Source organism: Candidatus Zixiibacteriota bacterium (assembly GCA_029860345.1).
GTDB lineage: Bacteria > Zixibacteria > MSB-5A5 > GN15 > FEB-12 > JAJRTA01.
In genome coordinates, this window is record JAOUBJ010000013.1 from 72,609 (window position 1) to 85,354 (window position 12,746).

Annotated in this window: 10 protein-coding genes; all 10 read left to right on the top strand. The window is 53.8% G+C overall.

Features of this window, described 5'->3' with window-relative positions:
- The 10 genes from OEV49_13140 (at position 1) to OEV49_13185 (ending at position 12,745) form a co-directional block, all read left to right on the top strand.
- A complete protein-coding gene (locus OEV49_13140; protein MDH3892019.1) occupies positions 1-636 on the top strand; it encodes a riboflavin synthase in 636 nt (211 codons plus the stop codon).
- A gap of 1 nt (position 637) precedes the next feature.
- Positions 638-1,858 (top strand): bifunctional 3,4-dihydroxy-2-butanone-4-phosphate synthase/GTP cyclohydrolase II, encoded by a 1,221-nt coding sequence (locus OEV49_13145; protein ID MDH3892020.1) that lies wholly within the window; start codon positions 638-640, stop codon positions 1,856-1,858.
- Positions 1,859-1,871: 13 nt separating this feature from the next.
- The gene (ribE, locus tag OEV49_13150; GenBank protein ID MDH3892021.1) at positions 1,872-2,342 is read left to right on the top strand and encodes a 6,7-dimethyl-8-ribityllumazine synthase; all 471 of its coding nucleotides are present in this window, start codon (positions 1,872-1,874) and stop codon (positions 2,340-2,342) included.
- Between the two features lie 2 nt (positions 2,343-2,344).
- Entirely contained in the window at positions 2,345-2,770 is a 426-nt protein-coding gene (nusB, locus tag OEV49_13155; GenBank protein ID MDH3892022.1) for a transcription antitermination factor NusB, read from the top strand.
- A 167-nt stretch (positions 2,771-2,937) separates the two neighbouring features.
- A complete protein-coding gene (locus tag OEV49_13160; GenBank protein MDH3892023.1) occupies positions 2,938-3,948 on the top strand; it encodes an alpha-L-glutamate ligase in 1,011 nt (336 codons plus the stop codon).
- Positions 3,949-4,164: 216 nt separating this feature from the next.
- Complete coding sequence (locus OEV49_13165) at positions 4,165-7,284, top strand: DUF2723 domain-containing protein (protein MDH3892024.1); 3,120 nt, start codon at positions 4,165-4,167, stop codon at positions 7,282-7,284.
- A 29-nt stretch (positions 7,285-7,313) separates the two neighbouring features.
- Positions 7,314-8,396, top strand: coding sequence for a glycosyltransferase family 4 protein (locus OEV49_13170; protein MDH3892025.1), 1,083 nt, complete (start codon positions 7,314-7,316; stop codon positions 8,394-8,396).
- On the top strand, positions 8,393-9,445 hold the full coding sequence (locus OEV49_13175; GenBank protein ID MDH3892026.1) for a flippase-like domain-containing protein: 1,053 nt from the start codon (positions 8,393-8,395) through the stop codon (positions 9,443-9,445). The genes OEV49_13170 and OEV49_13175 overlap by 4 nt, the downstream gene beginning before the upstream one ends.
- 47 nt (positions 9,446-9,492) lie before the next feature.
- Positions 9,493-11,712 (top strand): glycosyltransferase family 39 protein, encoded by a 2,220-nt coding sequence (locus OEV49_13180; GenBank protein MDH3892027.1) that lies wholly within the window; start codon positions 9,493-9,495, stop codon positions 11,710-11,712.
- 22 nt (positions 11,713-11,734) lie between these two features.
- Positions 11,735-12,745 (top strand): Gfo/Idh/MocA family oxidoreductase, encoded by a 1,011-nt coding sequence (locus OEV49_13185; GenBank protein MDH3892028.1) that lies wholly within the window; start codon positions 11,735-11,737, stop codon positions 12,743-12,745.
- Position 12,746: the final 1 nt, after the last annotated feature.

Sequence of the window (12,746 nt, forward strand, 5' to 3'; positions counted from 1 at the left end):
ATGTTCACCGGACTGATTGAATCCAAGGGCACTGTTCAAAAAATCACGTCTCGCGGCGATTACAAGGTTCTTGTTATCTCTTCAACAATTGACACCGACCAGATCGTCATGGGCGAGTCGATTGCCTGCGACGGCGCCTGCCTGACCGTTGTGCATATCGAACGAGACAGTTTTGGCGTGGAAGCATCGACTGAGACGCAGACGCGAACCAAGGCTGAGCAGTACGTTCGTGGAACGGTGATCAATCTCGAACGAGCAGTCCGCATGGGTGATCGTCTGGGAGGGCATTTGGTGACCGGTCATATCGACGATGTGGGCAGGGTCGAGCATGTTCGTAGCGCCGGCCGGTCCATCGAACTGGCGGTCACTTTTGACCGCAAGTATGATCCTTTGGTGATCGAGAAGGGTTCCATCGCTATCGATGGTGTCTCGCTGACTGTCAATACGGCACAGCCGGGTCGCCTGAGCGTGAATCTGATACCCCATACCATCGGGGCAACGACGCTTGAGGAATTGCGAACGGGGGACAGGGTCAATCTGGAATTCGATATGATAGGAAAATATATTCTGAAGTCGGGCCGGAGTCATAAGCCATCGGCCCTTACGAAAGAGAAACTGATTGAAAGCGGATGGTAAGATGAACAACGACGAACCAATTGTCCTGAACAAGATAACAGAAGCGATAGACGACATCAAAGCCGGTAAGTTCGTGGTCGTGGTTGATGATGAAGATCGTGAAAACGAAGGTGATCTCATCATGGCGGCCGACAAGATCACACCGGAGCATGTTAATTTCATGGCCAAGCATGGTCGTGGTCTGGTGTGCGTGTGCATGACTACCGAACGGATCGATCAACTCGAATTGCATCCGATGGTAAAGCAGAACACGGCCCTCCTTGGTACGCGCTTCACCGTTTCCGTTGACGCCATTAAGGATACCACTACCGGCATCTCCGCCTTCGATCGCGCCCAGACGATCAAGGTGCTGGCCGACGATTCAACACGACCCACCGACCTGGCCCGACCGGGACACATTTTCCCCATCCGGGCGCTCAAGGGAGGCGTTCTCACCCGAGCCGGGCACACCGAAGCATCGACCGACCTCGCCCGGCTGGCCGGCCTGACGCCGGTTGCCGTTTTGTGTGAGATCATGGATGATGACGGCAATATGGCCCGCTTACCGCGTTTGAAGAAGCTGTGCGACGAACACGACTTCAAGCTAATCTCTATTCGCGACCTGATTGCGTATCGCCTGCGCCACGAAAACCTGATTGACAAAGTCGAGACTGTCAACCTGCCGACCGACTACGGCGAATTCAAATTGCATCTTTATAAATCCGAGACCGACGACCATCATCATCTGGCTCTGACCAAAGGTGATGTTGCTGGAGCCAAGAATGTGCTGGTACGTGTTCATTCCAGTTGCCTGACCGGTGATGTCTTTGCCAGTCGTCGCTGCGACTGCGGCAGTCAGCTTCACAGCGCCATGCAGGCTGTGGAAGATGAAGGCTGTGGTGTGATCCTGTACATGAGACAGGAGGGTCGCGGGATCGGCCTGGTCAACAAGATACTTGCCTACAAATTGCAGGAGGCGGGACGCGACACGGTCGAAGCCAATGAAGAACTGGGATTCGAGGCCGACCTGCGCGACTACGGCATCGGTGCGCAGATTCTGGTAGACCTCGGTCTGTCTTCAATCAGGCTTTTGACCAACAATCCCCGCAAGGTGATCGGTTTACAGGGGTATGGCCTTGAGATCACAGAGCGCATGCAGTTGGAGGCCAAAGCATTGCCGTCCAACCAGGCGTACTTGGAAACGAAACGAGACAAACTGGGCCATCTGCTCAATCTCAAATAGGCAGGAGTATAGTATGACTCATCAAGTATTCGAAGGCAAATTGGACGCGGCCGGGTTGCGCGTCGGAGTTATCGTCGGACGGTTTAATCATTTTCTCACCGACAAGCTTTTAGATGGAGCGATGGATTGTCTGAAGAGGCACGGATGTACTGAAACGGATCTGGCCGTTGCATACGTTCCCGGCGCTTTTGAGATACCGTATGTCGCCGCTCGCCTGGCCAATAGCGGTAGATATGACGCCGTCATCTGTCTGGGTGCGGTCATTCGTGGTGACACGCCGCACTTTGATTATATCGCCAACGAGTCGGCCAAGGGGATCGCTCGAATTGCATTGGACACGGGCCTGCCGGTCGTCTACGGCATGGTAACGGCCGACACTCTTGAGCAGGCCATCGAACGGGCCGGCACCAAGGCGGGCAATAAAGGCTGGGATGCCGCCGAAAGCGCTATCGAGATGGTCAACCTGTATCGGGCCATGGACTGAGCATGTCTCAATCACCTCGCAGCCTGGCGCGCGAACTTGTCCTGCAGGCGCTGTACGCAGTCGAGTGCGGAGATGCATCCCCGGACGACGACCTGTTCGACATCGGCGTCGAGGACTCACCGCCGCCCCGCGCCATAGACTATGCCCGTAAACTGTTTGAATTGGTGCAATCGAACTCAGGCCAGGCCGATCAGCATATAAGCAGTCTGGCCACCAACTGGGATATCGACCGGATGGCTATAGTTGACCGTAACATCCTGAGGTTGGCCATTATTGAGCTGGACCACATGGTCGACGTGCCGGTCAAGGTAGTCCTCAACGAGGCAATCGAGTTGGCCAAGAAATTCTCGACCGTCGAAAGCTCAGGTTTTGTGAACGGGATTCTCGACCAGTATGTAAAAGGGATGGAAAACGCCGACCGAACGTGAGGGTTTGCCGACAAGTCGGTTCTTCGCGCTTCGCGCGTTCATATTGTCATGCTGAGCGCAGTCGAAGCATACACCGATGACTGAGAATGGACGGTACCCCACCCAGAGGCTTTGCGGCGGGTGGGTTTCCTTTGCACTCGGTCCAGGCTTAGAAACAACGGAATGACATGAATATCTATATTCTATACGAGAACGCCGACTGGATGATACCTCTCAGGCGAGAGTTGGAACGGGCTGAGCTTCCATATAAAGAGTGGTTTATACAAGACGGTTACGTTGATCTGATGTGTGAGCCGCCACCGGGCCTGTTCATAAACCGGATCAGTCCCTCTTCTCACACCCGCGGTCACGGCAACAGCATAGATTTCACCCGAGAGTTACTGGCATGGCTTGAAAGTTACGGGCGCCGGGTGATTAACGGCAGTCGTGCTTTCGCCATGGAAACCAGCAAGGTGGGCCAATATGCCACGTTGAGAAAGGCCAATCTGCGAACACCAAGGACCATTGCCGTCTCCGGAAACCAGGAGGACCTGAGGGAGGCCGGCGCCGCTATGTCCCTGCCGTTTATTACCAAGCACAATTGCGGGGGAAAGGGGCTTGGCGTGAAGCTCTTTCGAAGTCGGGATGCTTTCGAAGAATTCGTCGCTAACGGCGATTACGAGAAGCCGGTCGACAACATAATGCTCCTCCAGGAATACATCGTGGCTCCCCAGCCGTTCATAACGCGGGTGGAGATTGTCGGGGAGGAATTTCTTTATGCCGTCAAAGTTGATACCAGTCGGGGCTTTGAGCTCTGCCCCGCGGAAAGTTGCGAGATCGGCGACGCTTTTTGTCCAACCTCTGATGCCGAAGAGCCGGCCACAGTTGACCGGCAGACGCTGTTTTCGCTTCGCGAGGGATTTGATGATCCTATTATCGATCAATACATATCGGTCATGCGTGAGAATAAAATCGACGTTGCGGGTTTCGAGTTTATCGAGGATGCCCAGGGTAATAAGTACACATACGACATAAACGGCACCACCAACTACTCGCCGGCCGTCGAAAGCCGCCACGGCCTGAACGGCATGGCCGCGATCGTTCAACTGGCAGCCGGGGCATTGCGGGCAGTTCAGACCGACGAGAGGAATGAACCGGCGGGTGCCGAATGCGGGTATAAGTTTCGCGAGCAGTTGTAGCAAGGAGGCGTCCGGCGGTGTCCTCTTGACTTAACCCCGATGGCGGCCTCTGTTCCGGGCCTTTTTGGCGGCCGGGCAATCGGGGTAATTCCCGGCCCCGCAAAACAAACTTTACACGATCTGAAAAACTACTATATTTCACCGCTCTGACATATCCCGTTCGGTCCCCAGACGCGCTGGCGGATAGTACACCGAAGGCGGGACCGGAAAGCGCAGATGAAACTATACTTCGACCAACATCTCGATAAAGTCAATCTAACGGTGGGCATTGGAGTCTGGGCGGTGGTGATGCTTGTGTACTGGCTCACCAAAGCGGCCACCATGTCGTTCTGGGATTGCGGCGAGTTCATCACGGCCGCCTACCGACTGGCCATTCCGCATCCACCCGGGTCGCCGCTCTATATAACGGTCGGGAGAATTTTCTCACTCATACCGGTCTCGGCCGACATTGGCGTGAGACTTAACTTCCTGTCCGGTTTCTGTTCTGCTTTCACCGCCTTGTTCTGCTATCTGTCGGCGGTGCGCATACTAAGGCATTGGTTCGTTGAACAGACCAGCCGCTTCTCACGCCTGCTGGTTTATGGTGGCGCGGTCTCGGGAGCGCTTTTTGCCGCTTTCAGCCTGACCAACTGGACCAATTCTATCGAGGCCGAGGTCTATGGCATGGCCATGATGATCACCACCGGAATTCTCTGGCTGACCCTGGTCTACTTGAACAAGCGGGGAAGTCTGACCGCTGAACGGATAATGTTGATGATCGTCTTTGCGGCTTTTCTGGGTATCGGCGTGCACATGACGACATTCATTATCCTGCCGGTGGCTGCTCTGTTGTTTGTCATACAAAAGGACGCCCCGGCTTCAGCCTGGTTCGGTATGGCGCTGTTCTTCGTTGTCGAGTTGTATATGATATTCGCGTTGTCTTCGAGGCCCGGTGAGATACCGTTTTTCCTTCCGGTTGTAATTGTTTTTGTATTTTACCTGTTCTATATCTTTTCATTTGACAAGATTCCCGCGCCGTTTCTCTATCTGGCCTTGGGATTCCTGATTAGCGTAGCGCCGATTTACGTTCAAGGACTGTTAGCCATCACCACCGCGGGCGGCGCTGCAATTGACGACCCTGGCGGGGTCCTCGGCATCGCCGGGCTGATCGGCCAGATCGCTTTTGGCCTGGTAGTTTTGTATGGGCTGTTTTGTCTTGTCAAGTACCGATCTCCGGGCATGGCCAAAGACGTTCGGGCTCATTACAAAATGCAGGCGTGGTTCATTTTGGCTGCGGCCTTGATGGTTTTCGTCTTGTATCTGCCAAAAGGATACCTTGCATTCTTACTGCTGTCGGCCCTTGCTCTGATCGTCCTGATAGTCTACCAGGCGCGCCAGATCAACTGGCCTATTCTTGTCGCCCTGGTCAGTATCTCAACCGTGGTGATTGGTCTGGAGTTGTTTTTCTATGCCGTGCCCATCGGTGCTTGCGGCATCCTGGTGCTGGGGTTTGCTCTCAAAATGGAGCGTTGGAAATCGGCTCTAATGATTCTGGTCGTGGCCGCGCTCGGTTTTTCCATCAACTTGTTCGTCCCGATAAGGTCGTCGCAGGACCCCTATCTGGACGAAAACAAACCTTCCGACAGTTACCAGGCAACGATCAACTTCCTCGAACGCAAACAGTACGGTTCGATGGGTATGGTGGAACGGATGTTCAGCCGCCGCGCCGAATGGAGCCATCAGTTCGGGGTGTACCGCCGAATGGGATTCTGGAACTTCTTCCATCAACAATATGGTTTAACCGGACCCAGGTTCGTGATCCTGTTTCTGTTGGGTCTGTTCGGTCTCTGGGAGATTGTGCGTCGACGTCCGGCGGTCGGGCTGCCGTTTACGGTCTTGCTCTTATTGAGCACGGTGGGGCTGGTGTTGTACATGAATTTTGCGGACGGCACGCGCATGCTGTCAAACGGATCCGATTACATTGAAGTGCGCGAGCGCGATTATTTTTTCACGCCGGGGTTTATACTCTTCGGCGTGGCTATCGGTTTCGGCATTGCGATTATCCTGGAGTACCTCAGGGAGGGGGTCAGGAAGTACTCGACCGCGCTCCGCCGGATAATTATAGTGGTGCCCAGTCTGGTGCTGCTGCTGCTGCCGTTAATCGCCCTCAAGGTCAACTACAACAAGTGCGACCGGTCGCGCGATTACATGCCCTGGGACTATGCCTGGAACCTTCTTGACAGCGCCGAAAAAAACGCGGTCCTGTTTACAAATGGTGACAACGACACTTTTCCACTTTGGTGCATGCAGGGAGTCTACGGAATTCGCACCGATGTAACCGTTGTCTGTCTGGCCCTGGCCAATACCAAATGGTATATTAAACAATTGCAGACCACTATGGGTCTCGATTTGGGCTGGAGTGAAGAACACATCGATTCGCTGCGACCGTTCCATATTCCGGACAGTATGACGCTGGCTCAGCGTAGTCAGTATGTCGACAAGTCGGTTTTTGGATTCCTCGGAGTGTCGGACACTGAGATGGACAGTCTCTACGCAGAAGGCGTACCGTATGGCGCAACTTTTCGCTTCAGTAATATGGTCCAGGATAAGGTTCTTTATCTATACCAGGGCAAACGACCGATCAATTATGCTGTGTCGATGGGCGGCGGGACACGCTACCATCTCGGTCGGCCGATAGATTCGAGGCTTTCGCTCGACGGTATGATGTGGCGACTGAACGCAACCAGTCCGGGCCGCCACACCGACGTTGATGCTTCGCTTGATTTCTTCACCGGTGAAGATCGGTTTCAGGCACGCGGCGTGAACGATCCAACAATACACAAAAACGAAACGACACGTCGTCTCACCAGCAATTACGCCAATGGTTTTCTGATGGTGGCTGACTCGCTACGAACCCGAGGTGACCTCGAACGGGCACAGGCATTGATGGAGAGGGCTGTCAATCTCATCCCATACTCGGGAGACGCCGTGGAGACTCTGGCTCAATTGTACGCCCAACAGGGAATGATAGCGCCCTTGACTGCCCTGATCGAGAATGCCCAGGCCGGCGACAAGAACTGGTTGCTGATTCTGTTGGCTCGGGCCCATCGTTTTCACGACATGAACGCAGATGCCGAGCGTATTCTGTCGCCCATGCTTTTGTCGAACCCCAGGAACCGACCGGCTTTCGATGAGATGTTGCGGCTCTACTTCGAGACCAAGCAACCCGGCAAAATGGAAGAACTGATGGAACGATGGCTGGTCCAGAATCCCAATGACGCACGAATCCGGGCCATGCTCAAAGAGCTTCGCAAGCAAGGTCGTCGACCCACTCCAACCGAGCAAGACAGTCAATGAGAATCCTGGCATTGAATTGGAACGATCTCATGAACCCATATTCAGGCGGGGCTGAGGTTCATCTCGAAGAATTGTTGAGGCGCCTGGTCAAAGCCGGTCATCAAGTGACGTTGTTCTGCTCCGGATTCAAGAACTGTTTGCCGGAAGAATCCGTTGAGGGCATTCGGATCGTGCGGCGAGGCAATCGCTTCAATTTTAATCTGGTCGCGCCGTTTTATCTCAGGCGCCTGGTTAAGGAAAACGAATTCGATATTCTCGTTGAAGATATCAATAAGATACCCTTCTATACGCCGTGGTATTTGAAACTCAAGACCCTGGTGGTGGTGCCGCATCTGTTTGCGACCACCGTCTTTCATGAGATTAACTTCGTGCTCGGAACCTACATCTATCTGGCCGAACGTCCACTGATACACGTCTATCGGGGCTTGCCTTTCAACGTCATCTCCGAATCGACCGCCGACGATATGGTCGAACGTGGCATTCCGCGAGAAGACATTTCGGTGGTGCACTGCGGTATCGACCGTGACTGCTACACCCCCGATAGCTCGGTACCAAAGTATACCGATCCGACTGTTCTCTATCTGGGTCGAATCAAGAAGTACAAGTCGGTGCAACACCTACTGCGCGCCCTCATGATAGTAAAAGAAAAAGTGCCTGCCGCTCGCCTGAAGATCGTCGGTACCGGCGACTATCTGCCCCACTTGAAATCGTTGGCGGCTTCTTTGGGTTGCCACGACGACGTTGACTTCCCGGGTTTCGTTTCGCAGGAAGAGAAAGTAGAGATTCTCAGGCGTTCTCACGTGGCGGTGTTGCCGAGTTTGAAAGAAGGTTGGGGATTGACCAATATTGAAGCCAACTCAGTAGGCACCACCGTTGTTGCGGCCGATTCGCCCGGGCTGCGGGATTCGGTGCGTGACGGCCGGACCGGCTTCCTCTACGAGTATGGAAACATCGAACAGTTGGCCGACAGACTCCTGAAGGTACTTACCGACGACGATCTCCGCGCCCGGCTCGAAGGTGGCGGCCTTGAGTGGGCCGATGAGTTCAATTGGGACCATGCCGCCGTGAAATTCGAACAATTGCTGATCGATACTGTGGGGAGTAAGGCATGACTCTTACGGCCAAGAAATACCTCTACTTTGTTCTGGGCCTGGTTATTTCCGCGGTTCTGATTTGGGCGCTCTTTCGCAATATTGCTTTCTCCGACCTCTGGTCCGCCCTTCGGGGCGCCAACTATCTGTGGTTGATTCCCAACGTCGCTCTTATCGTCCTCACCATGTATCAACGCGCCTACCGTTGGCGGTTCATGGTGGAGCCTATCGGTAGGGTGCCTTTTTCAAAACTTCTGGCCGCCACATGGATCGGTTTCATGGCCAACAATGTACTGCCCTTACGGCTGGGTGAATTCGTGCGCGCCTATTCGTTGTCATCGCAACACAAGCAGATCACCAAGTCGGCTTCGCTGGCCACGATTTTTGTTGAGCGCATGGTTTTTGATTTGGTGGCGCTACTTCTGATATTTGGCGGCGTGCTGTACTATTCGAAAATCGTGCTGGATGAATCTATGCGGTTCGGACTCAACATCACCATCGTCGTCGCCCTGGTCGGATTGGTGTTGATCTTTATTCTCGCCAGAAAGCCTGAGCAAATGGGCCGTGCCATCACCAGATGTCTTTTCTTTATACCCGACTCGGGGACAGAATTGATCCGGTCGGTACTGGTCAAGTTTGCCCGCGGACTTGAATTCTTGCGTGATGCCAGGGTAACGGCCTGGGTTGGCATGCAGACATTGATGATCTGGCTCCTCATGGGCATCTCTAATATTTTCGTGTTCTTTGCATTCGGCCTGGACCTGCCGTTGGACGCATCATTTGTGGTACTTGTAGTGGTCTCGATCTCCATTCTGGTGCCATCGGCTCCCGGTTTCGTCGGCGTCTACCACGCCGGGGCGGTATGGTCGCTGGTAGCCTACGGAGTGCCCAAGGCAGAGGCTCTCTCTTGCGCCCTGGTGTTGCATGCCGCCCAGTACATTGTTGTCACTCTGATGGGATTCATCTATCTCAAGAAAGAGCACCTATCTCTCAAAAGACTTGGCGAGGAGGCCTCCGCCGGCGACCACGAGCCTGACGAGCCGAAGGAGTCAGAGTCGCAACCGGTGTGAGTGCTGTTGGTGCGAGTGTCCCGCATGACACCAAGGGATGATTCGTTATGAAGGTTAAGGATGCAGCCTTTCGTCAATGGATCTACTTTGTCTTGATACTGGCCGCTATCCTGCGCTTGGGTTTTCTGGCTTCCGACAAAACTCTGCCTGTCATGTGGGATGCGCGACGTTATGCCAGCGCCGCCGTGGCTGTAATCTCGTTCGTAGATGGCACGGGACCTGAGTCATCGACAGATGATCGACTGGATCGCCATGCTTTCAAGTTCTACTATGACAAATACATCCAGGGGGAGAAAATCGATTGGCAGTACTACACGCCGCATTCTCTGACTCAGGCACGAGGTGATTTGTTTTTCGCCGGTCCGCTCTATCCGGCCATGTTGGCCGCGGTGTTCTATCTTGCTCCCGCCGCCGATTTCACATTTGCGCGAATTCTCGGGATCATCTTTGATCTGCTTTCGGTGTGGTTGGTAATCTTAGTGGCGGCACGTCTGGTGGGACGCCGGGCGGCAATAGTCAGCGGTCTGGTATATGCCATCTACTTTCCCTTCATCCAGACGGCTACAATGCTATTGCTTGAGACCTCGACAAGTTTCTTCATCCTGCTTGCTGTCTATCTACTGATGCGTGGGACTGAGAGCAATCAACGTCGCTACTTCGTTTTGACCGGTCTGCTATGCGGTATGATGGTGATGCACAAACCGACTTCCATGTTGATTGGTCTGCCGTTAGTGGCGGGTCTGTATTTCTATGACCGAGAAAACTCGTCCCCGAGACAGTTTCTCAAACGGCTCGTAACGGTTGCCATACCGGCCGGGTGTCTCTTTGGTCCCTGGCTGGTGATCACTTCACTTGAGTATGGCCAATTGGCCCTGCGCGACCCTGCATACGCTCAATCCAACCTGCGCCAATCATCGTCGATCGCCTTCGAGGGATATGATCTGGACGCCGTTGAGAAGGACTTCAACAGTCGTCCAATCTACAGTGATCCGCTGGGCCAAGCGGGCGGTTACATGGGACTGTTCGCGAAAAAATTCGAGCGTTTGTGGAGCAGGCCGTACAACGACTTCAAACGCACCTTCGTGATTCCGAACTCAGTGGTAGAGTGGCTTCACACCTTGATCATCGTGTTTGGGTTTATCGGTATGCTCGCACTGTTGCTCAAAAGTAGCCCTCATGCGGCCTGGCCGGTTGCCATTTGCGGATACTACACGGCAATACATCTGGTCTTTCATTCGATCAACCGGTATAGTTTCAATGCTCTGCCCGTGGTCATAATCTGTGCAGCCGGTTGCTCAGTTGCGCTATATGATGCCCTGGTGAGTTCTCCGACCAGGTCGCGTCTGATGGTCATCGCGGGAATAGTGATCCTTCTGTTCGGAGCCATCGTCCAGCCGTCGTGGGTGTTGTCAGTGGTATCGGGCGGCGTGCTGTCGTTAGGAATCGTGATTGCGACATTGATTCTCAAGACCCTCCTGTGGTTTTGTGCTCTCTATCTGCTCAGCACGGTGCTCTTGATCTCGGCGCCTTATCGGAGTCGTCTTTTGTTTACCGCGGTAGTGTGCGGTTTGTTTGTGATTTGTAGTTGGGTGCCTGTGCTTTCTCGCAACAACTGGGCGGAATTCAGTTGTCGCCTGGAGGTTCCCGACGAGGGGGTCGGCAGGCGCATATACATGACAGAATTGTCGGATGATAGATTGAACGAGTTCTGGACGTTGCTCATCGATATGAATGTGCCGGAAGGGGAGCCGCCGATGTTCGGCATCACTATTGGTGATCGACAAATGACATTGAACCTCGGTCGTGAACCACTCAGCCGGAATTTTTATCCCAAGCCTACCTACCTGGAATACGCGCGGTTTGAACATCATGGAATCGAGTCGTTTCGGCAGTACGCTATCATCGAGTTGGACGGGGCCGATATTCAGCGCTGGGTCCGACAGGATGGCTATGTCGATGTATCGCTGCAACTCGGCTCGGAAAGCGCTCCTGACGGCGCTCTGAACATTTATGGAAGTCTGGGCGAACCAGAATACATTCCGTCGGTTTGGTTCACTTCGATTGAACGGTATGTCCATCGAGGCGACCCACGGATTCGACAGGTTGCGAATTTCGTTTCTGATTCATCGCTTTCTTATTATATTGGTTCAGGCGAATCGGGGACGATCCGGGAGGACGATCTCTCTGAAGCTCCGGGTCGACAAACCGGAGGATACCATATTCTCCTGGAGAACATGGATCGGGACGGCGGCGTGCTGATCTACTAAACCAAATACTGGGAGGTCAGTGATGAAAGTTGGAGTAATCGGCTGCGGCTATTGGGGGCCGAATCTCATACGTAATTTCAATGCCTTAGATGACGTCGAAGTGGCGGCTGTCTGTGATGGTCGATCCGAACGTCTTGACTTCATACATCGTCAGTTCCCGGCCATCAAGACGCTGACCGGCGAAGCTGACGATATTCTCAAAGCGACTGATATCGATGCGGTGATAATCGCCACGCCTGTTTCTGCCCACTACCCGCTGGGGATGGAGGCGCTGGCCAACGGCAAACATCTGTTCATGGAGAAGCCGTTTACGGCGACGACCGAGCAGGCCGAGAGTTTGATCAACCTGGGTGAGCAGAAGAATCTGCAAATCATGGTGGACCATACTTTCATCTACACAGGTGCTGTGCAAACGATCAAGCGATTCATCGACGACGGCGAACTGGGCGAGTTGTTTTATTTTGACTCGGTGCGAGTAAACCTCGGACTGTTCCAGCACGATGTCAATGTCATCTGGGACCTGGCGCCGCACGATGTATCGATTATGGATTATCTGATTGATCGACCACCGATTGCAATTGCCGCCACCGGTGTGGCTCACTTTGAGAATGGTATTGAAAACATAGCCTACATCTCAACCTACTATGAAGGCAATCTGCTGGGCCACATCCATGTCAACTGGCTGGCTCCGGTCAAGGTCCGCAAGACGCTGGTATCGGGCTCTCGCAAGATGGTCATCTACGATGACACCGAACCGTCTGAAAAAGTGAAAGTGTACGACAGTGGGGTTGAAATAGTCGAAGACAAGAACGCCATTTACGATCTGCTGGTCCAGTATCGAACCGGTGACATGCTGGCGCCCAAGCTGGACTCCACCGAAGCGCTCAAGCTGGTCAGCAGCGAATTCTACAACGCCGTCAACGAAAACCGCGCACCGCGCACGGATGGTCGGGCCGGATTGCGGGTGGTGCGTATTCTCGAAGCCGCCAATCGGTCTATTCGAGACAATGGTCGCGTGGTCGAACTGAGTTAAG